Here is a 23,467-nt window from a genome sequence, read left to right on the forward strand (position 1 = left end):
TGCATGGCAAGGAGCACACGATGGCTTTTAACTTACGTAATAGAAACTTTTTAAAACTATTAGATTTTTCCCCTAAAGAGATTGCACATTTACTCGAGCTATCTGCTGAGCTAAAAAAAGCAAAATACGCGGGGTATGAGCAACCTCGCCTGTCAGGTAAAAACATTGCACTTATTTTTGAAAAAGCCTCTACTCGCACACGCTGTGCCTTTGAAGTTGCCGCTTTTGATCAAGGCGCAAGAGTCACTTATCTTGGTCCGTCTGGCTCTCAAATTGGTCAAAAAGAATCAATGAAAGATACCGCTCGTGTACTCGGACGCATGTACGATGGCATCGAATACCGCGGCTTTGGTCAATCGATTGTTGAAGAACTGGGTGAGCATGCTGGTGTTCCTGTATGGAATGGATTAACGGATGAATTCCATCCAACTCAAATTTTAGCTGATTTTCTTACTATGCAAGAATATGCAAATGGTAAGCAATTAAACCAACTTACTTTTGCATACCTTGGTGATGCACGTAATAACATGGGAAATTCTCTTATGGTTGGTGCCGCTAAAATGGGCATGGAGATCCGCCTTGTTGCACCAAAACAATTTTGGCCAGAAGAGGAACTCGTTGCTCAGTGCCAAGACATTGCGAAGCAAACAGGGGCTAAAATTGTGCTGACCGAAGAGGTACAACAAGGCGTGAAGAATTGTGATTTCTTATACACTGACGTTTGGGTTTCTATGGGAGAAGCACCCGAAGCTTGGGATGAACGCGTCGCCTTAATGACCCCTTATCAAATCAATATGGATGTGATTAAAGCAACCAATAATCCGAACGTAAAATTCATGCACTGCCTGCCAGCCTTCCATAATGACGAGACAACAATAGGCAAAGAAATTGCAGATAAATATGGCATGAATGGGCTCGAAGTCACTGATGAAGTCTTTGAATCTGACTACTCTATTGTATTTGATGAAGCAGAAAATAGAATGCACACCATCAAGGCTGTTATGGTTGCAACACTAGGGGCTTAATCCCTCTTGTTTTAAAATGTAATCAAAAGAAAATTTGATGCAAACGCTTGCTTAGAATTTCGATACGAGTATAATCCCGCGCAATTTATTAGGAAATTGTGATGTTATTGACTTATCTTCATACAGTGGTTGACCATGTATCTGCACTAGCAAAGTGTGGTGGTCCCCTATTTTTTGAGTTTCCTAATTAACGATTTTTTAAAGCCTCCTATTTTATAGGGGGCTTTTTTTTGACTTCAATATGATAAATAAAAGGGAAGAGAGACTATGGCTAACTCGCTATACCAAAAGCACATCCTTTCTATTCCAGAACTTTCTCGTCAAGAGTTAGAACTGATTGTAGAAACTGCAGGGAACATTAAAAAAGAACCTCAACCTGATTTATTAAAAAATAAAGTGGTTGCTAGCTGTTTTTTTGAAGCGTCAACTCGTACCCGTCTTTCTTTTGAAACCGCAATTCAACGCTTAGGTGGCTCTGTTATCGGTTTTGATACTGCAGGCAATACTTCCCTTGCTCAAAAAGGTGAAACACTGGCTGATTCAGTTCAAGTGATTACCTCTTATGTTGATGCTTATGTTATGCGTCATCCAAAAGAAGGGGCTGCACGTTTAGCTTCTGAATTCTCTAACGGTACTCCAGTTATTAATGCGGGCGATGGTGCAAACCAACACCCGACGCAAACACTATTAGACTTATACACCATCTATGAAACCCAAGGCCGTTTAGATAATCTAAACATCGCTTTTGTAGGGGATTTAAAATACGGTCGTACCGTTCATTCATTAACCCAAGCATTAGCAAAATTTAATGGTATTAAGTTCTTCTTTATCGCACCTGAAGTCTTAGCAATGCCAGATTATATCTGTGAAGAGTTAGACGAACTTGGCATTGAATATCAAGTGCTAAATAGCATGGATGAAGCAATTCCTGAGTTAGATATTCTGTATATGACTCGCGTTCAAAAAGAACGCTTTGATGAATCAGAATACGCGCACATTAAATCTGCTTATATCCTATCTGCAGAAAACCTAACGCCTGCACGTAATAACTTGAAAGTATTACACCCGCTACCTCGTGTTGATGAGATTGATACTGATGTTGATAGCACCCCGTATGCTTACTATTTCCAACAAGCAGAAAATGGCGTTTATGCTCGACAAGCTTTATTAGCTCTTGTTCTTAACGAAACACTTTAGGGAGAAATGATGATGCCTAACAAAACTCAATTACGCGTTGAAGCAATTAATAACGGTACGGTAATCGATCACATCCCTGCAAACATTGGGGTGAAAGTACTTAAACTGTTTCAAATGGATAAGACAGCAGAACGAGTGACTATTGGTTTAAACCTTCCCTCTTCTGCGTTAGGAGCGAAAGATTTACTTAAAATTGAAAATACGTTTGTCACGCCAGAGCAAGCGAGCAAATTGTCATTATATGCGCCACACGCAACAGTAAATCAAATTGAAAATTATGAGGTAGTGAAAAAAATTCCTCTTGTTCTTCCTTCACACATTACTGGGGTATTCGAGTGCCCAAACAGTAACTGTATTACTCATGGTGAGCCGGTTGATAGCAGTTTTAAAGTTATCACTAAAAAAGATGATATCCATTTAAAATGCAAATACTGTGAAAAAGTATATTCACGCGAAGTGGTTACTGATTTAAATTAATCTCATACTTAGTTCAATATTTTTCAGCCTCAGATCTTCTGGGGCTTTTTTATTGATAAGGTTTGTTTTATATTGGATTTATTGAACCTAATACCAATCAAAAAGGAATCATTACAATGACTAAAGTTCTTCATACAGACAATGCACCTGCTGCAATTGGCCCATACATTCAAGGTGTTGATCTTGGTAATATGGTACTAACTTCAGGCCAAATCCCTGTAAACCCTGCGACAGGTGAAGTGTCTGATGATATTGCAGAGCAAGCTCGCCAATCTTTAGAGAACGTTAAGGCCGTTGTAGAGGCTTCAGGCCTAACGGTATCTGACATTGTAAAAATGACCGTTTTCGTAAAAGATCTGAATGACTTTGGCACAGTAAACGAAGTGTATGGCAACTTCTTTGATGAGCATAAAGTAGCGAACTACCCTGCACGTTCTTGTGTTGAAGTCGCTCGTCTTCCAAAAGATGTTGGTATTGAGATTGAAGCGATTGCTGTTCGTAAATAATTAACACCAGCAATGCAGTAAATCAAGTAAGGCAGCCATTGGTATCACTAATCTCTGCCTTATTTTTATGCCAATACAATTAATTCGATAAATATTGTGTCGCTTTATCAAAAACCGTTTCAAACCATACAGAAAATACAGCAGGATTATTTGTTAATTCTTGCTTAATGCGGCTCTGGCTCCACCACTGAATATCACTCACTTCATCAGGATTCAGCGTAAATTCCACATCAGGTGTATTAGCCAGTAATATGTAGTCTTGCTCATGTTCACTCAATCCATTCTCCAACTCAGCTTGATAAATAAACCAACCTAGATTTTCAAACACATTAGCGTTAACACTCGTAATACCTATCTCTTCTTCCAATCGTCTCTCGCCAGCAAGCTCGACCGATTCATGTAACCTTGGATGAGAACAACAAGTATTACTCCACTTTCCTTTACTGTGATATTTACAGTCTGCACGCTTCTGTAATAGAAATTCATACTCATCTTCTGTTTTTCGATACAGCAAAACGGAAAAAGCCAAGTGCAATAACCCTTTTTGGTGGGCTTCTAGCTTTTCCATGGTCCCAATGGTTTCACCTTGTTGATTTACAAGGATAACTTGTTCAGTCATTTTTATTCTACACACTAAATAAAAAGGGCATATAGCAAGCCATACACCCCTTAATAATTATTATAATTAAAATTTAAGCTTGGTTACGCTCGGCAACTTCTTTATTTAATTCTTCTAGCTTAACTTTCATTTGTTCACGACATTCGTTTGCAAAATCACGAACGTTATTTTTGTCGTAACCGTCAGTACTTATTGGAGGTAAAATTTCAACAATAACAGTGCCGTTATTCCAACGATTTAATTTAACGCCATCTGTACTACTACATACAATTGGAGTTACTGGTACTTCAGCAGCAAGCGCGGCATGAAATGCGCCAGTTTTAAATGGCAATAAACCACGACCACGTGAACGAGTACCCTCTGGAAACATCCAAACAGACACATTACGTTTTTTAATATTGTCAGCAACTTGAGCAATCGTACCCACCGCTTTGCTACGATTATTACGATCAATCAAGATATTACCAGTGATCCAATATAACTGACCAAACAGTGGCATCCACGCTAAGCTCTTTTTACCAACCGTTACTGTACGAGGCTGGATAGCACCAGAAACAGTAAATAGATCCCAGTTATTCTGGTGATTGGCAATGTACAAACTTGGGCCTGCATTTTTTACACTATCAGGAACGCGTACTTCAAGTTTAATACCAAACACTCGTGACATACGAGCAAACCACAAGCCAAACGTATAAACGTGTTTTGGGTTTCGTGGGCTAAGTAAACAATAGCCACAACCAAATACAAACGTAAAGACAGCAAAGATAGCCAAAGCAATTAGGCGTAACAATGCGATCATAAGTGTTTCTCCTACATACAAACAATAAAAAACCGGGTCATTACATACCCGGTTTCCGCTTAGCTTTTTTAGCAAACTAATCTATTGATTAGATTTCGCTGCTACGAACTCTTTCGATGTTCGCACCTAATGCGGTTAACTTATCTTCGATCTTATCATAACCACGGTCGATATGATAAATACGATCAACAATTGTTTCACCTTTCGCTATACAACCAGCAATAACAAGGCTTGCAGAGGCACGTAAATCCGTCGCCATCACTTGAGCACCACTTAAACCATCAGTATCACCACAAATAGCGGTATTACCTTCGATTTCAGCATGAGCGCCCATGCGTTGCAGTTCAGGAATATGCATGAAACGGTTTTCAAAAATCGTTTCAGTAATAATGCCTGGGCCTTTTGCCATCATGTTTAGCAAAGTAAACTGTGCTTGCATGTCTGTTGGGAATGCTGGGTGTGGTGCTGTACGGATATTTACCGCTTTAAGCTCACGACCAGTCATATCCAGGCTAATCCAATCTTCACCCGTTTCAACTTTTGCACCGGCTTCTTCAAGCTTAGCAAGAACGGCTTCAAGTAGATGCGCTTTTGTGTTCTTACAAACAACTTTACCGCCAGATACCGCAGCAGCAACTAAGAAAGTCCCGGTTTCAATACGGTCAGCAACCACTTCATGATAACCACCACCAAGACGCTCTACGCCTTCGATAGTAATAGTATCTGTACCCATGCCTGATACTTTCGCACCAATCGCATTTAGGAAGTTAGCAGTATCAACGATTTCAGGTTCACGCGCTGCGTTTTCTAAAATAGTTTTACCTTCAGCCAATGTTGCTGCACACATTACAGTGATTGTTGCACCAACACTTACTTTATCCATTACGATATGAGCGCCTTTCAGACGACCATCAACTTCCGCTTTAACGTAACCTTCTTCAAGCTTAATCGTTGCACCAAGTTGCTCAAGCCCGTGAATATGAAGATCAACAGGACGAGCACCGATAGCACAACCACCAGGTAACGACACTTGGCCTTTACCAAAGCGAGCAACTAATGGGCCAAGCGCCCAAATTGATGCACGCATCGTTTTTACAAGATCATACGGTGCACAGAAATCATTAACGCCGCTAGCATCAATATGAACTGAACCATTACGAGAAACATTAGCACCTAGGCGTTGTAATAACTCCATAGTTGTATCTACATCACGTAATTTTGGAACGTTTGCAACTTCTACTGGTTCTTCAGCCAGCAGTGCTGCAAATAAAATTGGCAGTGCAGCATTTTTTGCACCAGAAATCGTAACTTCTCCAGAAAGTGGTTGTTCACTTCCTTGAATTCGAAACTTATACATTCAAAGGGCCTCTTAGAATAAGCTATTTAATTTTTTATCTCGTGCCCACTCTTCCGGAGTAAACGCTTTTATTGATAGAGCGTGAATGGTATTTGTTGAGATGTGTTCCATCAAAGGTCCGTAGATGGTTTGTTGTTTTTTAACTCGGCTCATTCCATTGAACGATTCATCCACAGCAATAACTTCAAAATGGCTTCCTTCACCTTTAACGTGAATCTCTTGAAGTTGAAGTGCTGCGTCTAATAATTCTTTAATCTCGGCGCTTTCCATTACTCTACCTTTTGCGTTATTAAGTGATCAGCAAACAATGATTCCACATTACTTAATTGAATTAATGTAATGAGCTGATCAGGGACGAAAGCTAGCATTATATGACAGTTTTGATTTTTTGCATGCTCTATTAGGTGTAAAAGTAATACTACCCCTGCTGAGTCAATGCGATTAACGTGACCTAAGTCTACCTTTACTTGTGTTGATTTAGGTTTCCATTCTGTCAATTCTTTCCAAATATTCGGCACAGTCTCACGATCAAGGGCTCCATTTAGATGAATTTCATCTATTTTCGTCTCACATAAGTCCATCATTAGCATTATTTACTGCCTTCTAGGCGAATAGGTTGCTGCGCTAAAGAAGCCAATTCTTTACTTACTGAGCTAATGCCTTCTTTGCGAATTTTACCATTCCACTCTGACTGTTTGGTGGATAAAAGACTGACGCCTTCGGCAACCATATCAAATGCCTGCCACTCTCCCGTTTTCTTATTCTTACGCAGTTTAAAATCCACTTTTACCGTTGGGCGAGCAGAATCTAAAATATCAACACGAACGCTGATAATTCTTTTACCCTCAGGTATTTTTTTCGCTTTTTCTAATACAATTTGTTGGTTTGTATATAGCGTTAATACTTGAGCATAAGATGACACTAAATAATCACGAAACGCAGTAACAAACTCAGCACGTTCTTCTGGTGAGGTTTTCTTTAAATGAGTGCCTAATAACTTATAAGCGGCATATCTCACATTGACGTATGGCATTAACTCTTCATCAACCACCGTTTTTAATACGTTAGGATCAGACTGAATCGCAGCTTGCTCTGCTTTCAAGCGTGCAAACGTCATTTCAGATACCTGAGCCATCATTTCGTATGGTTTTGTTTTATCGATATCTTGAGCCTGAACTGTACCTGTAAATAAACTTACTATAAGGGCAAATAGGCTAATCCACTGTTTCATTACTCATTCTCACTTTTCTCTGACGAATCACCACCAATGCTATACAGCACTTGGCCTATCATATCTTCTAGAACTAAAGCCGATTTAGTGTCTTCTATATAATCACCGTCTCCAAGCATATCAATGTCTTCATCAATAAAGCCAGGTACTATGCCTATGTATTGTTCACCAATTAATCCTGAGGTTAAAATTTGTGCCGCAGAGGTTTCAGGAAAAGAACCAAATTGTTTATCGATCTCCATGCTTACTATTGGTAAATAACTTTCAGTATCTAGCGTGATGCCTTCTACACGCCCAACCACAACACCACCAACTTTTATAGGCGAGCGTGACTTTAAACTGCCAATATTATCGAACTGAGCATTTAGCGTATAATACTCACCACTGCCACCACTTCGAACATCCGCAACTTTAAGTAATAGCATGAGTAACGCTGCCATTCCGGCTAATACAAAAAGGCCAACAAAAAATTCTACTTTACGTGTCTGTTGCATAATTAATTCCCAAACATCAGTGCTGTCAGCACAAAATCAATTCCTAATACCGCCAGTGACGAATGCACTACCGTTCGTGTTGTTGCCAGCGAAATACCCTCAGACGTTGGCGTCGCATCATAACCATTAAATAAGGCAATCCACGTAACTATAAACGCAAACACCACACACTTAATTAAACTGTTTACGATGTCATAACGCACATCAACTGATGACTGCATTAATGACCAAAAGCTACCATAATCAATCCCTTTCCATTCAACACCGACAATTTGACCGCCCCATATTCCTACCGCCATAAAGATCATTGCAAGTAATGGCATTGAGATAATTCCAGCCCATAATCTCGGTGCAATAACACGGCGTAGAGGATCAATCGCCATCATTTCCATACTTGAGAGTTGCTCGGTGGTTTTCATTAACCCAATTTCTGCGGTTAAAGCAGAGCCAGCGCGCCCTGCAAATAATAATGCCGTAACCACAGGCCCTAGCTCTCTTAATAGTGATAAAGAGACAAGCTGTCCCAAGCTAGTCTCAGCACCGTAATCAACCAAGATAATGTAGCCTTGTAAACTGATAACCATTCCGATAAATAAGCCAGAGACGACAATAATAACTAAAGAGCGAACCCCAACTGAATACAGCTGCGTTAATAGCAATGGAAACATTTTGAGGGGTTGAGGTTTTGAAATCAAAGCGCCTAATAACATGAACGTCGCACGCCCAAATGCTTCACAAACCGATAAAGAACGCTTACCAAGTTGCTCGATAGATGCGATAAGAGAAAAGTTACTCATGAGAAAATAACACCTCATTTAATGGTTTGGCTGGGAATCGAAAAGGAACAGGGCCATCAGATCGTCCATCCAAAAACTGCCGTACTTGAGGGTCTGGGTTCTCTTCTAATTCTTTTGGCGAGCCTTGAGCGATGACTTTTCCATTTGCTAATAAATAAACATAATCCGCAATACTCATGACTTCTGGTACATCATGAGAGACCACCACTGATGTCAAACCTAATGCATCATTTAAATTACGGATCAAATCAACCAAGACCCCCATGGTTATAGGATCTTGGCCAACAAAAGGTTCGTCATACATAATTAAATCAGGATCTAATGCAATCGCGCGAGCTAATGCTGCACGACGGGCCATACCACCCGATAACTCACTCGGCATTAAATCAGAAGCACCGCGCAACCCTACAGCTTCGAGCTTTAATAGCACTAAAGTACGTATAAGCTTTTCTGGTAATCGAGTGTGCTCTCGTAATGGAAAAGCGACGTTATCAAACACACTCATATCAGTAAAAAGTGCCCCTGATTGAAATAGCATCCCCATTTTTTTTCGAGCTAAGTAAAGCGCCTTTCTGCCTAGTTTAGGAATATTCCACTCTTCAAAATGAATATCTCCAGACTCAGGTAAAATCTGCCCACCAATCAATCGTAATAGTGTCGTTTTACCTATCCCTGACGGCCCCATAATGGCGGTGATTTTTCCTTTTGGGACAGACAAACTAATGCCATCAAAAATCACTCGCTCACTACGTTTAAAAGTGAGGTTTTCTACTTTTATTAAGGTTGTTTCGTTATCCATATCAATATAATTCATTTAAAATCACTTTCTAACAACACCTGCATAAGTATACGTTAAGTTACCGATTCTATTTCTTTTTTCAACATTCTTGCGAGAATCCCTAAGTAAAGGTGTCCTTTTCTCTTTCCTTTTTGTCAGATAAGCGTCAAAATTGTTCCCCTCAACTATAAAATATCTTCTAAAAAAGGAAATTAACACAATGACAGAGCTGCTCATGCCAACTCTACTTCTTATTGTCGGCCTCTCTCTGCTCGTTTGGGGCGCTGATAAACTGGTATTTGGTTCTGCTGCATTAGCGAAAAACTACGGTATCTCTCCTCTTGTGATTGGTATGACTATCTTGGCTATGGGCTCATCCGCACCAGAAATGATGGTATCAGCCGCAGCGGCATTAGATGGTAAAACAGATACTGCAGTAGGTAATGTAATAGGTTCTAACATTGCGAACATTGCGTTAATTTTAGGTATTACTGCATTAATTAAACCGCTTGCGATTAGTTCTGGCATTATCCGCCGAGAATTACCTCTCATGCTGATTGTAACCTTGCTTGCTGGGGCTATCATGTATAACAACTACCTTGGCTTTTACGAAGGTGTGTTACTGATTGCGCTTTTTGCTGTTTTCATTATCGCAATGCTCTATATCAGTAAAAGCGAACAGCAAAATGGGGATATCCTCCTCGAAGAGCAAGAGTCTGAAATTCCTGAAGGCGTAGATAATAAAATTGCCTTATTTTGGGTTGTCGTTGGGCTTATTTTGCTACCCGTTGGTGCAAACATGCTGATTGATAATGCCGTTGTTATTGCTAAATTCTTTGGCATGAGTGATCTAGTGATCGGCTTGACGATTATTGCATTAGGCACAAGCCTTCCTGAACTGGCTGCGTCTGTCGCGGGTGTATTAAAAGGTGAAGATGACATGGCCGCAGGTAATATTATCGGCTCAAACGTCTTCAATATTCTTGCGGTTATGGGGCTACCAGCACTTATCAACCCATCAGCAATTAGCCCTGATTTAATGAGTCGTGATTTTTATGTCATGATGGGCGTTTCTGTTTTATTGCTATTTATGGCATTAGGTAAGAGTCGTAGTATTAACCGAATTGAAGGCGGTGTGTTAGTGACATGCTTCTTGGTATATCAAGGTTACCTTTTTTACACGATATAAGCGTACTCTCATTTAAAAAATATAGGGTTGTGAATTAGTAAAAACACGTTATTAATTAACAACCCATACACATTTCATTTATTCATCCTCATAACCATCCCCACTAGCTTGAACTACCTCTGGTATATGGCATAATAATTGTATACGCTACTCATCCAAATCATACATCTGTTATAACCAAAATAAAGGTGGTACTCCGATGGCAACTCAGTTTGATTTCTGCACCGCAGGAAAAAATGTACTTCAAATTGAAATAGATGCACTCACTCAACTGAACAACTACATTAATAATGATTTTGCTAAAGCATGCCAATTAATGTTGGAATGTAAGCGTAAAGTAGTTGTAATGGGCATGGGGAAATCGGGCCACATTGGTAATAAAATTGCAGCAACATTAGCAAGTACAGGCACCTCCTCTTTCTTTGTGCACCCAGGTGAAGCCAGCCATGGAGACTTGGGGATGATAGAAAAAGGCGATGTAGTAATTGCCATTTCAAATTCAGGTGAAGCGGGTGAAATTTTAGCGCTATTACCGGTTATTAAACGCCTTGGTATTACATTAATCACCATGACAGGTAACCCTGATTCAAGCATGGCAAAAGTAGCCGATGTAAACTTACAGATTACCGTACCTCAAGAAGCATGTCCTTTAGGGTTAGCACCAACGTCAAGCACCACAGCAACTCTTGCTATGGGTGATGCTTTTGCTGTCGCTCTGCTGCAAGCAAGAGGATTTACTGCGGATGATTTTGCCTTATCTCACCCTGGTGGGGCACTTGGCCGTAAATTACTGCTATTATTGTCTGATATCATGCACAAAGATGATGAGCTGCCAATGGTAACCAAAGACGCTCTAATTAAAACAGCACTGCTTGAAGTGTCTGAAAAAGGATTAGGGATGACAGCCATTGTTGATAACGAACAAAAAGTCATTGGTATTTTTACTGATGGTGATTTACGTCGTTTATTGGATAATCGAGTTGATATTCACACCCAAACAATTGGTGAGGTGATGACACACTCTCCAGCCGTTGCAAATCCAAACCTGCTGGCAGTTGAAGGCCTCAACTTAATGCAAGATAAGAAAATTAATGGCCTACTGTTATGCGATGAAAACCATCGTTTAGTCGGAGCACTTAATATGCACGATTTACTAAAAGCGGGGGTAATGTAATGTCGACTAAGTTCATTTCAACACTCTACGGTAATGTCGACGAAACCGTGTTTAATATTGCAAAAGACATTAAATTACTTATCTGCGATGTGGATGGCGTTTTTTCTGACGGCCTAGTTTATATGGGTAATGATGGTGAAGAGTTAAAGACCTTCCATACTCGCGATGGCTACGGTGTTAAATCATTAATGTCTGCGGGCGTAGAAATCGCCATCATCACAGGACGCAATTCTAAAATTGTAGAAAACCGTATGACGGCCCTTGGTATTAAACTAATTTATCAAGGACAAGATAATAAACTGCAAGCCTATCAAGATATTTTAACTAAACTCAATGTCGCGCCTGAGCATACTGGGTATATTGGTGATGATCTTATTGACTGGCCAGTAATGGAAAAGGTCGCGTTAAAAGTTTGCGTCTCTGATGGGCATCCACTACTCGTACAACGTGCAAATTATGTGACCACCATTAAGGGAGGCCATGGTGCAGTTCGCGAAGTCAGTGATCTTATCCTAGAAGCCAAAGGCGAACTTGAGCAACATAAAGGTTTAAGCATATGACCTTGAAACACTTTTTCATGGCAATATTATTGATGATCTCCAGCTGGTCAGGGTATTACTTGTATTACGAATACGCTCAAAATAATCAGCAAATAGCGCCAGATCAACAAGTTCCTGTCTTTACAGGCAGAGACATTAGCAATAATAACTATGACGAAAGTGGTGTTCGTAATTACCAAATCGATGCAAAAGCCTTGGAGCGTTTTGCTAAAACTGGTGAAACTAATTTTACAACCCCGCACCTTTTTGTTTTTAAAGATGGCGAATTAAAAGAGTGGGAAGTAATTTCTGATATTGGTGTCCTAAATAAAAAACATGAGCTCTATTTAAGCGGTAATGTCATTGTGAAAAATTTACTGCCTGGCGCAGCATTTGACACAATGACAACCGATAGCATAACAATAGAACTTTCCACCAAGGATTTTTCGACAGAAGATGTCGTTAACTTAGTTGGCCCAACGTTTGAAACAACAGGCGTAGGTATGAAAGGTAACTTTACTAGCCAACAAACGACCCTATTAAAAAATGTACAAGGTATCTATGAAGCTTTCACACGTTAGTCTACTTGCTGGCTTATTGTTAAGCTCTCCAAGCTGGGCATTAAGCAGCGACACAGAGCAACCAATTCACATTAATTCAAATTCACAAGACTTTGATATGCAAAGTAATCAAGTGACATTTATTGGTGATGTAACCTTAAAGCAAGGCAGTATTGAAATTTTTGCTGATAAACTTATCGTTATCCGCCCTCAAGGACAAGAAGGTCGTGAAATATTAGAAGCTTATGGTAAACCCGCTCGTTTTAGTCAGCTAACAGATGACGGTAAAACCTTAAGAGGTAAAGCTGATAAATTGCGTTATGAATTAGAAAAAGAATTTCTAAAAATGACGAATAACGCTGAATTAACTCAAGACGACAGCATCATTAAAGGTAAAGTAATTACCTATAATATGAAGACTCAAAAATTAATTGCTGATGGTGGTAAAAATGAACGAGTTACTACCATACTTCAGCCTAGCCAATTGAATAAAAAATAATTATGGCCATTTTAGAAGCAAAAAACCTCGCAAAAACATACGGCAGCCGTAAAGTGGTTACCGATGTGAGCTTGACGGTTGAATCAGGAAAGATTGTGGGTTTACTTGGACCAAATGGCGCAGGTAAAACGACCTCTTTCTATATGATCGTAGGTCTTGTCTCTCGTGATGAAGGCTCTATCACTATCGATGGTGTTGATATTTCATTACAGCCAATGCATAACAGATCAAAAATGGGCATAGGTTACCTACCTCAAGAAGCCTCTATTTTTAGAAAACTGTCTGTTTTTGATAATATTATGGCTGTTCTGCAAACCCGTAAAGATTTATCAAAAGCAGAGCGCTTAGATAAGCTTGAAGAGCTATTAGATGAGTTCAACATTCAGCATATTCGTAACAGTAATGGTATGGCGCTTTCAGGTGGTGAACGTCGTCGAGTTGAAATTGCGCGCGCACTAGCTGCAAATCCAAAGTTCATTCTACTTGATGAACCTTTTGCTGGTGTCGATCCTATTTCTGTAATTGATATCAAAAAAATCATTCAACATTTACGAGATCGCGGTTTAGGAGTGTTAATTACAGACCATAACGTTCGTGAAACACTTGATGTATGTGAGCACGCTTATATCGTAAGCCAAGGCCACATGATTGCCAATGGGACTCCTGACCATGTATTAAATGATGAACACGTTAAACGCGTTTATCTTGGTGATCAGTTTAAGTTGTAATTTATATAAAGGTATCACTATATAATGAAAGCATCTCTTCAGTTAAAAATGGGCCAACAACTTGCTATGACGCCTCAGTTACAGCAAGCAATACGATTATTACAATTGTCGACCCTTGACCTACAGCAAGAGATTCAAGAAGCTCTCGACTCTAATCCTCTCCTTGATGTTGAAGAAGAGCAATTAAGTACGCCTGAAAGTTTATTATCTCCAGAGCCAACGCCTGAAAAAGAAACTGCAAGTGCAGAACAAGAAGATCCTATTACTGACAGTAGCGATGTTATTGAAAGCAATAATATTTCAGAAGAGCTTGAAATGGATGCGAGCTGGGATGATGTATATAGCGCTAACAGTGGCAGTACAGGGTTAGCTATTGATGATGATACGCCATTATATCAGGGTGAAACGACTGAAAGCCTGCAAGACTATTTAATGTGGCAGGCGGATTTGACCCCTTTCAGTGATATTGACCGTACTATTGCAACCACCATTATTGAATCATTAGATGACTATGGTTATTTAACCATCAGTCTTGATGACGTATTAGAAAGCCTTGGTAATGATGATGTTGAAATGGATGAGGTTGAGGTCGTATTAAAACGCATTCAACAATTTGATCCATTAGGCGTAGCTTCACGCGATCTTGCTGAATGCTTAATGTTACAACTTGCCACTTATCCAGCGGATACACCTTGGCTTCAAGAAACAAGATTGATCTTAACCAATTACATTAATCTATTAGGCAATCGTGACTACCGACAATTAGCAAAAGAGACTAAGCTTAAAGAGACTGACTTAAAACAAGTCATGATGCTAATTCATGAACTTGATCCTAGGCCTGGAAATCGAGTTATTGATACTGACACAGAATACGTTATTCCTGACGTTTCAGTCTTTAAACATAATGGCAAATGGGTTGTGACGATTAACCCAGACAGCATACCTCGCCTAAAAGTAAATGCAGAATATGCCGCATTAGGTAAAGGATTAGGTAACAGTCCTGACGGACAATTCATTCGAACCAATTTGCAAGAGGCAAAGTGGTTAATTAAAAGCTTAGAGAGCAGAAACGAGACGCTGCTCAAAGTTGCGCGTTGTATAGTTGAACATCAACAAGATTTCTTCGAATATGGTGAAGAAGCGATGAAGCCAATGGTACTCAATGACATCGCTTTAGACGTTGAAATGCACGAATCAACGATATCTCGTGTAACAACACAAAAATTCATGCATACCCCTCGTGGTATTTTTGAATTAAAATATTTCTTCTCTAGTCATGTTAGTACGGATAATGGGGGTGAGTGTTCATCTACCGCTATTCGAGCACTAGTGAAAAAGTTGGTCGCGGCTGAGAATCAAGCCAAACCGTTAAGTGACAGTAAAATCGCAACCTTATTAGCTGAACAAGGTATCCAAGTAGCACGACGCACCATAGCTAAATATCGTGAATCACTAGGTATTGCCCCATCGAATCAGCGTAAGCGTTTACTTTAATTAACAGAAAGGAAGTGTTATGCAAATAAACATCACAGGTCAAAACGTCGAACTAACCGATAGCCTTCGTGAGTATGTCGATACCAAATTCCAAAAACTCGAACGCTTTTTTGAACACATTAACCATGCCCATGTTGTACTAAAATTAGAAAAAGTACTGCATGTAGCTGAAGCAACACTTCATGTAAATCAAGGTGACATACACGCCCATTCTGACGCAGAAGATATGTATGCCGCTATTGATGGTTTGGTGGACAAACTCGTTCGCCAGCTCAATAAACATAAAGAAAAACTAAGTAGTCATTAACATGCAATTAAGCACCATTCTTTCATTGGACTGCACTAAAAGCGCAGTCCAATGCTCAAGTAAAAAACGCGCATTAGAACTTATTAGTGAAATTGCGGCACCCAAAATTGGGCAAAACCCTCAAGAGTTATTCGAAAGTTTACTCAGTCGAGAAAAAATGGGCAGTACAGGAATTGGCAATGGTATTGCCATTCCACACGGTCGAATTTTTAACTGTGATAATGCCGTTGCTGTCTTACTTCAGTGCCAAGAACCGATCGAATTTGATGCCATAGATAATCGTCCTGTCGATGTACTCTTTGCCTTACTTGTCCCTGATGAGCAATGTAAATTTCACCTACAAACACTCTCTTGTGTTGCTGAAAAACTCAATGATAAGCACGTCTTACGTCAACTTCGTCATGCCGAGAGTGATCAAGACCTATATCAAATTTTCACATCTTAATATACGCAAAGGTCACATAATGAAACTCATGGTAGTTAGTGGTAACTCTGGTGCGGGTAAATCCGTTGCACTTCGAGTATTAGAAGATTTAGGGTATTATTGTGTCGATAACCTCCCTATTGATCTTCTTACTCAGTTTGTCGAGTCCATTCAACACACCACTCAAAATGTGGCCGTAAGCATCGATATTCGAAATCTACCAAAAGATCCGCTATTACTGACCAATACCTTAACTGAACTGAAAAAAAATCATGATGTAACTGTCGTTTTCTTAGACGCTGAAAATAAAGAATTGATTAAGCGTTATAGTGAAACTCGTCGCTTGCATCCACTCTCTTTAACTGGCGAACAATGTTCACTAGAGCAAGCCGTCGCATTAGAAAAAAATATTCTATGTAACTTTAAAGAAGGTGCTGATTTGGTTCTTGATACCACGACTAAATCCATTCATGACTTAAGTGAAACTTTACGTTCCCGTATTCTAGGTCGAGAATCAAAAGAATTAGTTATGGTGTTTGAATCTTTTGGCTTTAAGCACGGCTTACCCACCGATGCGGATTATGTTTTTGATGTCCGATTTTTACCTAATCCTCATTGGGAACCAAACCTAAGAGCAATGACAGGATTAGATAAACCCGTTGCCGACTTTCTAGCTGGGTATGATGAAGTCATTCAACTTAAAGAACAAATTCAGCAATTTTTAACCACTTGGTTACCCGCACTAGAAAAAAATAACCGCAGTTATTTAACCGTTGCGATTGGTTGTACTGGTGGGCAACACCGTTCTGTCTATATAACCCAGCAGCTTGGTGAGTACTTTAAACAGCAAGGGCAACAAGTGCAAATTCGTCATAAAACACTAGAGAGGCACTAACAATGCCAATTTCATCCCGTCACCTATTGATAAAAAATCGGCTTGGGTTACATGCTAGAGCAGCCATCAAATTAGTTGAAATGGCACAAAGCTTTGATGCAGTAATCACTCTAACCAATGACGAGAAAAAACAGGCAACCGCTGATGGTGTCATGGGACTGCTAATGCTGGACTCAGCACAAGGGCAGTATGTGGATGTTTCTGCCGATGGACCTGATGCTGAGCAAGCACTCAATGCTATTTGCGAACTGATTGAAGCGGGTTTTGACGAAGATGAGTAGATAATACTCATCTCAACACCTGTTTAACCCAATCCTTACAAAATTCACTTATCGCGCTCTCCAAATTGCGTTACTATTCAGCCCATTATCTAATCTAGATTGTCTATACTCATTATTCGAGTTAGAAATCGGTTTTCTATGGGGGAGAGTATGCAAGAGCTTCAAGATTTCGATCAAACCCATCAAACTCTTCAAGAAGTATCTAATGCGCTTGATAGTGGGATGTTTGTCCATGTTCGTCGTTTATTACAAGACATGGAACCCGAGGATATTGCCCATCTATTAGAAGCCTCGCCCAGAAAAAGCCGTAACGTATTATGGCAATTAACCGATCCTGAAGATTACGGTGAAATCCTTGATGAGCTATCAGAAGGCGTAAAAGATGGTATCGTCTCTCAAATGGCACTTGAGAGCATCGTCGAAGCAACCGAAGGCATGGAGACAGATGATGTTGCCTACGTTCTTCGTAGCTTGCCTAACGACCTCTCGCGCGAAGTATTAAGTCAGATGGATACGGTTGATCGCTTCCGCGTTGAAACCGCTCTATCTTATCCAGAAGACACCGCTGGCGGTATGATGAATACCGACTTCATTACCATTCGTGCTGATGTAGAGATCGATGTTGTCCTTCGCTATCTTCGCATGAAAGGCGAATTGCCAGAAGCAACCGATGCTCTGTATGTATTGGATGAAGAAAGCCGTTTAATTGGCCACTTATCCTTAACCACCATTCTTACTGCACAACCTGATGTCCTGGTTAGCGATGTAATGGATGATGCCGATGAAGCGATCCCAGTAAATACCGACGATGGCGAAGTGGCTAACTTATTTGAACGTCGTAATTGGATATCGGCACCCGTGGTTGATGAAAATAGCCTACTTTTAGGCCGCATTACTATTGATGACGTTGTCGATGTTATTCGTGAAGATGCCGAACACTCAATGATGAGCATGGCCGGTATGGATGACGAAGAAGACACCTTTGCACCCGTAGTAAAGTCAGCTCGCCGTCGTAGTGTTTGGCTCGGTATGAATGTACTTGCGGCCCTTGCGGCTGCTTCTGTTTCAAATATGTTTGAAGCCACTTTAGCGCAAATGGCATCCATCGCTGTACTTATGACCATTGTACCTTCAATGGGTGGAGTAGCAGGTAACCAAACCGTTGCTCTGGTTATTCGAGGTCTTGCGGTTGGTCATATTGGTGACAGTAACAAAAAAGAACTGCTGATGAAGGAAGCTGGAATTGGGGTACTTAATGGTGTTCTTTGGGCTGCGATTATTGGTGGTATTGTGATGGTTTGGAAAGGCGATATCATGCTTGGCGCGATTATCTCCGCAGCCATGTTAGTTAACTTGACCATTGCCGGAGTTGCTGGCGTATCGATTCCTTTAATTCTTAAAAAGATGAATATCGATCCTGCCTTAGCTGGTGGTATGGCATTAACCACCATTACCGATGTTATCGGCCTATTTGCTTTCCTAGGTTTGGCTACTATTTTAATGTAGTTCGAACAATCCTTATTAAAAAGCGCGCTCTCATTTAATGATTGCGCGCTTTTTTGTTTATAATTTATTTGTGTTACGACTACTGACCAGCAATTTTCATTGATTCAATTAAGATAGAACCGGTTTGAATTTGTGAACGTGTTTCTACATCATTACCTACAGCAACAATATTGTGGTACATATCAGCAAGGTTACCTGCAATGGTAATTTCAGAAACTGGATATTGGATCTCACCATTCTCAACCCAGAAACCCGCCGCACCACGAGAGTAATCACCTGTTACTGTATTAACACCTTGCCCCATAAGCTCTGTCACTAAAAGGCCAGTGCCCATGGTTTTTAGCATTTGCTCGAAGCTTTGCCCTGTAGATTTAACAAACCAGTTATGGATACCACCAGCGTGACCTGTTGGCGTCATATGTAATTTTCGTGCCGCATAACTTGTTAATAAATACGTTGCTAGCACACCATCAGTAATAATCTCACGATCTTGCGTATATAGACCTTCGCTATCAAACGGGCTACTTGCTAATCCTTTTAGAATATGTGGGCGCTCACTCACATTAAACCATTCAGGCAAAATCTTCTCATTTAGCTTATCAAGCATAAACGTCGATTTACGATATAAGTTAGCACCACTGATCGCCATAACAAGATGTCCTAATAAGCCTGTCGCAACATCTGCTGCAAACATAACAGGAACTCTCATCGTCTCTAGCTTTTTAGCATCTAAACGACTCACTGTACGTTCAGCAGCTTCTAAACCAACCTTTTTCGCATCCCATAAATCATCACGATGACGAGCTACGGTATAGCTATAATCGCGTTCCATGTCACCATTTTTATCGACACCAATCACACTACAACTGATGCTATGACGGCTTGATGGGTAACTTGCTAACATGCCATGGCTATTACCATAGACCTTAATACCATAGTGGCTATCGTAACTTGCGCCATCACTCTGTTTAATTGAAGAGTGGTACTCTAATGCTGCTTGTTCTGCTTCAATAGCTTTTTGTGCTGCATAATCCGGCTCAGGGTCGTCTGGATGAAACAAATCTAAATCAGGAATATTTTGAGCCATTAGCTCTTTTGGCGCAGGTCCAGAAAATGGGTCTTCAGACGTATAGTTTGCAATATCTAGCGCTGCCGCAACCGTCTGCTGAATCGCTTTATCACTAAGATCAGACGTCGATGCACTGCCTTTACGGTGACCACGATAAACGGTAATACCTAATGCACCATCACGATTAAATTCAACGTTTTCAACCTCTCCCATTAAAGTTGATACGCTAATACCTGTCGTTTTAGTGATTGCTACTTCTGCAGCGCTTGCGTGCTTTGTCGCCATTTCTAGCGCTTTGGCTACTGCTGCTTCAAGTTCTATTTTTTGATTCATCATTTGGGCTTTTGCATCCATAACATCAGACTGAATATATACATTTTTACTAGAATAACACTCTATGTGATAAATTTGCGCCCAATTCTCCATTTATCTTGCTAAAATAGAGAGAATCACCCATTAAAGAATGAATATCATGGCACGTAAAAATCAAAAAGCACCTTGGGAAGAAGAAGAAGAGATCATCTGGGTAAGCAGAACCGAGATGAAAAACGACATGGAAGACTTACAAAAGCTAGGCGAAGAATTGGTGGGTTTAAAACCATCTGTTCTTGCTAAGTTCCCATTATCAGAAGACTTGCAAGTCGCAATCGCTGATGCGCAACGCTTTAAGAACGAAGCAAAACGCCGCCAATTACAATACATTGGTAAATTAATGCGTCTTGAAGATCCTGAGCCAATTCAATTAGCTCTAGATAAAATTCGTAATAAGCACTCACAAACTACAATTGCACTTCAAAAATTAGAGATCCTACGTGACCGTATGATCGAAACACCAGATGTGGTAATTGAAGAAGTTATGGTGAGATACCCAGAAGCAGATCGCCAACGCTTCCGCCAACTTGCTCGCCAAGCACAAAAAGAAAAAGCATCGAAAAAGCCGCCAAAAGCGTATCGAGAAATTTTCCAAGTATTAAAAGATCTATACTTAGACGAAGATTTATAATACTAAAAAGGGCCATGTATTTTTTAATACGTGGCCCTTTCTTATAGATACTGCATAATTTTAACTGGCTGTTACTCAGTACCGCCAACCGTTAAGGCATCCAGTTTTAATGTCGGTTGACCAACACCAACAGGTACGCTTTGTCCTGCTTTACCACAAACACCAACACCGCGATCGAGTGATAAATCATTACCAACCATTGAGATCTGCTGCATTGCTTCAATCCCAGAACCAATTAAGGTAGCGCCTTTAACTGGGCGAGTAATTTTACCATTTTCAATTAAGTATGCTTCTGATGCAGAGAATACAAATTTACCTGACGTAATATCAACCTGACCACCGCCAAAGTTTGGTGCGTAAATACCATTTTTAACCGTTGCGATAATCTCTTCTGGTGTATGTTCACCCGGTAGCATATAAGTATTTGTCATACGTGGCATAGGTAAATGAGCGTACGATTCACGACGACCATTACCCGTTGGTGCTACGCCCATTAAACGTGCATTCAGCTTATCTTGCATGTAGCCTTTTAATACACCGTTTTCAATTAACGTATTATATTGACCCGCTACACCTTCATCATCCACATTTAATGAACCACGGCGATCTGCCATGGTGCCATCATCAACGATAGTACATACCGAAGAGGTAACTTGTTCACCAAGCTTACCTGAAAATACCGATGACCCTTTACGGTTAAAATCACCTTCAAGGCCATGCCCAACCGCTTCATGCAATAAAACACCCGGCCAACCAGAACCAAGTACTACAGGCATCATGCCCGCAGGTGCTGCATCAGCCTCAAGGTTCACAAGAGCTTGACGGATCGCTTCATCAGCAAATTCTAACGCGATAGATTTACCATTTACTTCAGTTAAGAAATAGTCATAACCATAACGGCCACCACCACCCGCACTACCACGTTCACGCTTATCACCACGCTGAACTAATACGCTAATAGATAAACGTACCAATGGGCGAATATCCGCAGCATACGTCCCATCTAAAGCAGCAACCAACATTTGTTCGTAAACACCAGTGATGCTTGCTGATACTTCTTGAACAAGTGGTTCTTTTGCTCGAATGTACGCATCTACCTCTTCAAGTAGGGCAATTTTTTGTTGCTTATCCAAGCTGTTCAGTGGATTGATTGGCGCATAAAACTGAGGAGTAGTTTGCGCTGAAAACGCCTTAACTCTGCCTTCTCCACCTTGTTGCACAATACCACGAGCCGCTTTAGCGCTTTGAGTTAATGCTTCAAGATTAATTTGATCTGAATACGCAAAGCCTGTTTTTTCACCGGCAACGGCACGAATACCAACACCACGGTCAATATTAAACGATCCATCTTTAATAATGCTGTCTTCGAGTACTAACGATTCATGCCAGCAAGATTGAAAATAGATATCAGCATAGTCTACGTCTCTTTTTGCGATGGTACTTAAGGTCTGAGACAGTTCTTGCTGACCGATCCCTGCTTGACTCAATAAGGATTGTTCTACTTCTTGCAAACTCATTCGAGGTACTCTTGTTAAGAATTTAAGATCTAGGATCTAATTATGAATAAAAAAGAATGGCTTTTATAGTGAAACTCACTCTTTTATTGAATAAAACGGTAACTATCGCGATTAGCTAAGCTGGCTATGCAACCTCGAATGCTCAATAACTGGCATTTTTCTACGTATCGCTCTTAAATGCGAAAGATCAAGCTCTGCAGTAATCACTCCAGTGCCTTCTTTTTGGACTGCCACTTTATTTCCCCAAGGATCAACAACCATTGAGTGACCCCAAGTTTCACGACCTGCCCCATGATTGCCCCATTGGCCTGCAGCAAGGACCCAACATTGCGTCTCTATAGCTCTTGAGCGCAATAAAACATCCCAATGGGCGTAACCTGTTATTTTAGTAAACGCAGCAGGAACAACAATAATTTCAGCGCCCTGCTGACGAAGCTCACTATATAACTGTGGAAAGCGTACATCATAGCAAATGGATAGGCCTACCTTGCCAAACGGCGTCTCTACCACTTTGACTTCATTCCCGGGAGTAAATGTATCTGACTCTCGATAGCTATGGTGACCATCTTCGATTTCAACATCAAACATATGCAATTTATTATAGTGCTCGATAAGTTCGCCATTATCATTAAACACTAAGCACGTCGTCGACAAGCTACCATCAGGATTACGAACAGGAAAAGAACCAACAATAAGCCAAAGCTGATAACGCTTCGCTAGAACAGATAGCTCTTGCTGTAAAATCCCCGTACCTAGCGGTTCTGCATGGCGCTCATAATCTTCTTTCTGACCAAAGACGATGCTATTTTCTGGCGTTAAAGCAAGTTTTACCCCTTGCTGTTGCAACCCTTTCAGCTTGAGATTTAATTGCTTCATATTCACTTCAGGATCTGAACCTGAATTCATCTGTACTACGCCAATTTTCTTCATCACATATCCTTACACTGATGCTGTATCTATAATGATAAGTAATACCAATTCAGATAAATCTTTGACTACTAC

At 40.4% G+C, this 23,467-nt stretch carries 29 protein-coding genes; 17 read left to right on the forward strand and 12 right to left on the reverse strand.

What is annotated here, in order from left to right:
- The first annotated feature begins 20 nt into the window (after positions 1-20).
- From argF to F8B77_RS12080, 4 genes are all read left to right on the forward strand, one after another.
- A complete protein-coding gene (gene argF, locus F8B77_RS12065) occupies positions 21-1,025 on the forward strand; it encodes an ornithine carbamoyltransferase (RefSeq protein ID WP_130046910.1) in 1,005 nt (334 codons plus the stop codon).
- A gap of 267 nt (positions 1,026-1,292) precedes the next feature.
- Entirely contained in the window at positions 1,293-2,222 is a 930-nt protein-coding gene (gene pyrB, locus F8B77_RS12070; RefSeq protein ID WP_130046911.1) for an aspartate carbamoyltransferase, read from the forward strand.
- Between the two features lie 12 nt (positions 2,223-2,234).
- On the forward strand, positions 2,235-2,699 hold the full coding sequence (gene pyrI, locus F8B77_RS12075; protein ID WP_130087030.1) for an aspartate carbamoyltransferase regulatory subunit: 465 nt from the start codon (positions 2,235-2,237) through the stop codon (positions 2,697-2,699).
- 116 nt (positions 2,700-2,815) lie between these two features.
- Complete coding sequence (locus tag F8B77_RS12080) at positions 2,816-3,205, forward strand: RidA family protein (protein WP_005417516.1); 390 nt, start codon at positions 2,816-2,818, stop codon at positions 3,203-3,205.
- A gap of 79 nt (positions 3,206-3,284) precedes the next feature.
- Here the strand turns inward: F8B77_RS12080 and idi are convergent, their stop codons facing one another.
- From idi to mlaF, 9 genes are all read right to left on the reverse strand, one after another.
- Entirely contained in the window at positions 3,285-3,824 is a 540-nt protein-coding gene (idi, locus tag F8B77_RS12085) for an isopentenyl-diphosphate Delta-isomerase (RefSeq protein WP_130046912.1), read from the reverse strand.
- 73 nt (positions 3,825-3,897) lie between these two features.
- Positions 3,898-4,623 (reverse strand): 1-acylglycerol-3-phosphate O-acyltransferase, encoded by a 726-nt coding sequence (locus tag F8B77_RS12090; protein WP_130044382.1) that lies wholly within the window; start codon positions 4,621-4,623, stop codon positions 3,898-3,900.
- A gap of 88 nt (positions 4,624-4,711) precedes the next feature.
- Positions 4,712-5,980, reverse strand: coding sequence for a UDP-N-acetylglucosamine 1-carboxyvinyltransferase (murA, locus tag F8B77_RS12095; RefSeq protein ID WP_130046913.1), 1,269 nt, complete (start codon positions 5,978-5,980; stop codon positions 4,712-4,714).
- Between the two features lie 12 nt (positions 5,981-5,992).
- Complete coding sequence (gene ibaG, locus F8B77_RS12100) at positions 5,993-6,250, reverse strand: BolA family iron metabolism protein IbaG (protein ID WP_122036590.1); 258 nt, start codon at positions 6,248-6,250, stop codon at positions 5,993-5,995.
- The gene (locus tag F8B77_RS12105) at positions 6,250-6,570 is read right to left on the reverse strand and encodes an STAS domain-containing protein (protein WP_130046914.1); all 321 of its coding nucleotides are present in this window, start codon (positions 6,568-6,570) and stop codon (positions 6,250-6,252) included. Before F8B77_RS12105 ends, ibaG begins: the two co-directional genes overlap by 1 nt.
- Positions 6,570-7,211, reverse strand: a complete 642-nt coding sequence (mlaC, locus tag F8B77_RS12110; protein WP_130044385.1) for a phospholipid-binding protein MlaC — start codon at positions 7,209-7,211, stop codon at positions 6,570-6,572. The genes F8B77_RS12105 and mlaC overlap by 1 nt, the downstream gene beginning before the upstream one ends.
- Positions 7,211-7,705 (reverse strand): outer membrane lipid asymmetry maintenance protein MlaD, encoded by a 495-nt coding sequence (mlaD, locus tag F8B77_RS12115; RefSeq protein WP_130044386.1) that lies wholly within the window; start codon positions 7,703-7,705, stop codon positions 7,211-7,213. The genes mlaC and mlaD overlap by 1 nt, the downstream gene beginning before the upstream one ends.
- A gap of 2 nt (positions 7,706-7,707) precedes the next feature.
- Positions 7,708-8,502 carry a lipid asymmetry maintenance ABC transporter permease subunit MlaE gene (gene mlaE, locus F8B77_RS12120; protein ID WP_151655523.1) on the reverse strand — a complete coding sequence of 265 codons (795 nt, stop codon included), beginning with the start codon at positions 8,500-8,502 and terminating at the stop codon, positions 7,708-7,710.
- Positions 8,495-9,301, reverse strand: a complete 807-nt coding sequence (gene mlaF / locus F8B77_RS12125) for a phospholipid ABC transporter ATP-binding protein MlaF (RefSeq protein WP_167512817.1) — start codon at positions 9,299-9,301, stop codon at positions 8,495-8,497. The genes mlaE and mlaF overlap by 8 nt, the downstream gene beginning before the upstream one ends.
- 199 nt (positions 9,302-9,500) lie before the next feature.
- Between mlaF and F8B77_RS12130 the strand changes: the two genes are divergently transcribed.
- The 12 genes from F8B77_RS12130 (at position 9,501) to mgtE (ending at position 18,876) form a co-directional block, all read left to right on the forward strand.
- Entirely contained in the window at positions 9,501-10,469 is a 969-nt protein-coding gene (locus tag F8B77_RS12130) for a calcium/sodium antiporter (RefSeq protein ID WP_151655525.1), read from the forward strand.
- Positions 10,470-10,668: 199 nt separating this feature from the next.
- The gene (gene kdsD / locus F8B77_RS12135) at positions 10,669-11,643 is read left to right on the forward strand and encodes an arabinose-5-phosphate isomerase KdsD (protein WP_151655526.1); all 975 of its coding nucleotides are present in this window, start codon (positions 10,669-10,671) and stop codon (positions 11,641-11,643) included.
- On the forward strand, positions 11,643-12,203 hold the full coding sequence (gene kdsC / locus F8B77_RS12140) for a 3-deoxy-manno-octulosonate-8-phosphatase KdsC (RefSeq protein WP_151655527.1): 561 nt from the start codon (positions 11,643-11,645) through the stop codon (positions 12,201-12,203). Before kdsD ends, kdsC begins: the two co-directional genes overlap by 1 nt.
- Before the next feature lie 32 nt (positions 12,204-12,235).
- A complete protein-coding gene (gene lptC, locus F8B77_RS12145; protein ID WP_244298257.1) occupies positions 12,236-12,763 on the forward strand; it encodes an LPS export ABC transporter periplasmic protein LptC in 528 nt (175 codons plus the stop codon).
- A complete protein-coding gene (gene lptA, locus F8B77_RS12150; protein WP_151655529.1) occupies positions 12,744-13,241 on the forward strand; it encodes a lipopolysaccharide transport periplasmic protein LptA in 498 nt (165 codons plus the stop codon). Before lptC ends, lptA begins: the two co-directional genes overlap by 20 nt.
- A gap of 2 nt (positions 13,242-13,243) precedes the next feature.
- The gene (lptB, locus tag F8B77_RS12155) at positions 13,244-13,969 is read left to right on the forward strand and encodes an LPS export ABC transporter ATP-binding protein (protein WP_130044394.1); all 726 of its coding nucleotides are present in this window, start codon (positions 13,244-13,246) and stop codon (positions 13,967-13,969) included.
- A 66-nt stretch (positions 13,970-14,035) separates the two neighbouring features.
- Positions 14,036-15,463, forward strand: coding sequence for an RNA polymerase factor sigma-54 (locus F8B77_RS12160; RefSeq protein ID WP_425277989.1), 1,428 nt, complete (start codon positions 14,036-14,038; stop codon positions 15,461-15,463).
- 19 nt (positions 15,464-15,482) lie between these two features.
- Entirely contained in the window at positions 15,483-15,770 is a 288-nt protein-coding gene (hpf, locus tag F8B77_RS12165; RefSeq protein ID WP_151655531.1) for a ribosome hibernation promoting factor, read from the forward strand.
- 1 nt (position 15,771) lies between these two features.
- Positions 15,772-16,215, forward strand: a complete 444-nt coding sequence (gene ptsN / locus F8B77_RS12170) for a PTS IIA-like nitrogen regulatory protein PtsN (RefSeq protein WP_151655532.1) — start codon at positions 15,772-15,774, stop codon at positions 16,213-16,215.
- Positions 16,216-16,234: 19 nt separating this feature from the next.
- Positions 16,235-17,089: an RNase adapter RapZ gene (gene rapZ, locus F8B77_RS12175; protein WP_151655533.1), complete on the forward strand. Its 855-nt coding sequence runs from the start codon at positions 16,235-16,237 to the stop codon at positions 17,087-17,089.
- Between the two features lie 2 nt (positions 17,090-17,091).
- Complete coding sequence (locus tag F8B77_RS12180; protein WP_130046924.1) at positions 17,092-17,370, forward strand: HPr family phosphocarrier protein; 279 nt, start codon at positions 17,092-17,094, stop codon at positions 17,368-17,370.
- 150 nt (positions 17,371-17,520) lie between these two features.
- Positions 17,521-18,876: a magnesium transporter gene (mgtE, locus tag F8B77_RS12185; protein WP_151655534.1), complete on the forward strand. Its 1,356-nt coding sequence runs from the start codon at positions 17,521-17,523 to the stop codon at positions 18,874-18,876.
- Between the two features lie 79 nt (positions 18,877-18,955).
- On the opposite strand, the gene pmbA is transcribed toward mgtE, so the two are convergent.
- Positions 18,956-20,299 carry a metalloprotease PmbA gene (pmbA, locus tag F8B77_RS12190; RefSeq protein ID WP_151655565.1) on the reverse strand — a complete coding sequence of 448 codons (1,344 nt, stop codon included), beginning with the start codon at positions 20,297-20,299 and terminating at the stop codon, positions 18,956-18,958.
- Positions 20,300-20,417: 118 nt separating this feature from the next.
- On the opposite strand from pmbA, the gene yjgA reads away from it, so the two are divergent.
- Positions 20,418-20,948 (forward strand): ribosome biogenesis factor YjgA, encoded by a 531-nt coding sequence (gene yjgA, locus F8B77_RS12195; protein WP_165367117.1) that lies wholly within the window; start codon positions 20,418-20,420, stop codon positions 20,946-20,948.
- Between the two features lie 71 nt (positions 20,949-21,019).
- Here the strand turns inward: yjgA and tldD are convergent, their stop codons facing one another.
- Both tldD and F8B77_RS12205 read right to left on the reverse strand, forming a co-directional pair.
- Complete coding sequence (tldD, locus tag F8B77_RS12200; protein WP_151655535.1) at positions 21,020-22,465, reverse strand: metalloprotease TldD; 1,446 nt, start codon at positions 22,463-22,465, stop codon at positions 21,020-21,022.
- Between the two features lie 111 nt (positions 22,466-22,576).
- Positions 22,577-23,395, reverse strand: a complete 819-nt coding sequence (locus F8B77_RS12205; RefSeq protein ID WP_151655536.1) for a carbon-nitrogen hydrolase family protein — start codon at positions 23,393-23,395, stop codon at positions 22,577-22,579.
- Between the last annotated feature and the right edge of the window lie 72 nt (positions 23,396-23,467).

Origin of the sequence: Aliivibrio finisterrensis, assembly GCF_008933155.1 — a bacterium.
Classification (GTDB): Bacteria; Pseudomonadota; Gammaproteobacteria; order Enterobacterales; family Vibrionaceae; genus Aliivibrio; species Aliivibrio finisterrensis.

Bases quoted from the DNA above. Each gene is read 5' to 3' on its own strand.
- lptC (WP_244298257.1), top strand. From the start codon at position 12,236: ATGATCTCCAGCTGGTCAGGGTATTACTTGTATTACGAATACGCTCAA.
- pyrB (WP_130046911.1), top strand. From the start codon at position 1,293: ATGGCTAACTCGCTATACCAAAAGCACATCCTTTCTATTCCAGAACTT.
- argF (WP_130046910.1), top strand. From the start codon at position 21: ATGGCTTTTAACTTACGTAATAGAAACTTTTTAAAACTATTAGATTTT.
- lptA (WP_151655529.1), top strand. From the start codon at position 12,744: ATGAAGCTTTCACACGTTAGTCTACTTGCTGGCTTATTGTTAAGCTCT.
- lptB (WP_130044394.1), top strand. From the start codon at position 13,244: ATGGCCATTTTAGAAGCAAAAAACCTCGCAAAAACATACGGCAGCCGT.
- kdsD (WP_151655526.1), top strand. From the start codon at position 10,669: ATGGCAACTCAGTTTGATTTCTGCACCGCAGGAAAAAATGTACTTCAA.
- mlaC (WP_130044385.1), bottom strand. From the start codon at position 7,211: ATGAAACAGTGGATTAGCCTATTTGCCCTTATAGTAAGTTTATTTACA.
- mlaF (WP_167512817.1), bottom strand. From the start codon at position 9,301: ATGGATAACGAAACAACCTTAATAAAAGTAGAAAACCTCACTTTTAAA.
- F8B77_RS12160 (WP_425277989.1), top strand. From the start codon at position 14,036: ATGACGCCTCAGTTACAGCAAGCAATACGATTATTACAATTGTCGACC.
- F8B77_RS12130 (WP_151655525.1), top strand. From the start codon at position 9,501: ATGACAGAGCTGCTCATGCCAACTCTACTTCTTATTGTCGGCCTCTCT.
- F8B77_RS12205 (WP_151655536.1), bottom strand. From the start codon at position 23,395: ATGAAGAAAATTGGCGTAGTACAGATGAATTCAGGTTCAGATCCTGAA.
- ibaG (WP_122036590.1), bottom strand. From the start codon at position 6,250: ATGGAAAGCGCCGAGATTAAAGAATTATTAGACGCAGCACTTCAACTT.
- hpf (WP_151655531.1), top strand. From the start codon at position 15,483: ATGCAAATAAACATCACAGGTCAAAACGTCGAACTAACCGATAGCCTT.
- pmbA (WP_151655565.1), bottom strand. From the start codon at position 20,299: ATGGATGCAAAAGCCCAAATGATGAATCAAAAAATAGAACTTGAAGCA.
- murA (WP_130046913.1), bottom strand. From the start codon at position 5,980: ATGTATAAGTTTCGAATTCAAGGAAGTGAACAACCACTTTCTGGAGAA.
- F8B77_RS12105 (WP_130046914.1), bottom strand. From the start codon at position 6,570: ATGCTAATGATGGACTTATGTGAGACGAAAATAGATGAAATTCATCTA.
- yjgA (WP_165367117.1), top strand. From the start codon at position 20,418: ATGGCACGTAAAAATCAAAAAGCACCTTGGGAAGAAGAAGAAGAGATC.
- ptsN (WP_151655532.1), top strand. From the start codon at position 15,772: ATGCAATTAAGCACCATTCTTTCATTGGACTGCACTAAAAGCGCAGTC.
- F8B77_RS12090 (WP_130044382.1), bottom strand. From the start codon at position 4,623: ATGATCGCATTGTTACGCCTAATTGCTTTGGCTATCTTTGCTGTCTTT.
- mlaD (WP_130044386.1), bottom strand. From the start codon at position 7,705: ATGCAACAGACACGTAAAGTAGAATTTTTTGTTGGCCTTTTTGTATTA.
- pyrI (WP_130087030.1), top strand. From the start codon at position 2,235: ATGCCTAACAAAACTCAATTACGCGTTGAAGCAATTAATAACGGTACG.
- idi (WP_130046912.1), bottom strand. From the start codon at position 3,824: ATGACTGAACAAGTTATCCTTGTAAATCAACAAGGTGAAACCATTGGG.
- kdsC (WP_151655527.1), top strand. From the start codon at position 11,643: ATGTCGACTAAGTTCATTTCAACACTCTACGGTAATGTCGACGAAACC.
- mgtE (WP_151655534.1), top strand. From the start codon at position 17,521: ATGCAAGAGCTTCAAGATTTCGATCAAACCCATCAAACTCTTCAAGAA.
- rapZ (WP_151655533.1), top strand. From the start codon at position 16,235: ATGAAACTCATGGTAGTTAGTGGTAACTCTGGTGCGGGTAAATCCGTT.
- mlaE (WP_151655523.1), bottom strand. From the start codon at position 8,502: ATGAGTAACTTTTCTCTTATCGCATCTATCGAGCAACTTGGTAAGCGT.
- tldD (WP_151655535.1), bottom strand. From the start codon at position 22,465: ATGAGTTTGCAAGAAGTAGAACAATCCTTATTGAGTCAAGCAGGGATC.
- F8B77_RS12180 (WP_130046924.1), top strand. From the start codon at position 17,092: ATGCCAATTTCATCCCGTCACCTATTGATAAAAAATCGGCTTGGGTTA.
- F8B77_RS12080 (WP_005417516.1), top strand. From the start codon at position 2,816: ATGACTAAAGTTCTTCATACAGACAATGCACCTGCTGCAATTGGCCCA.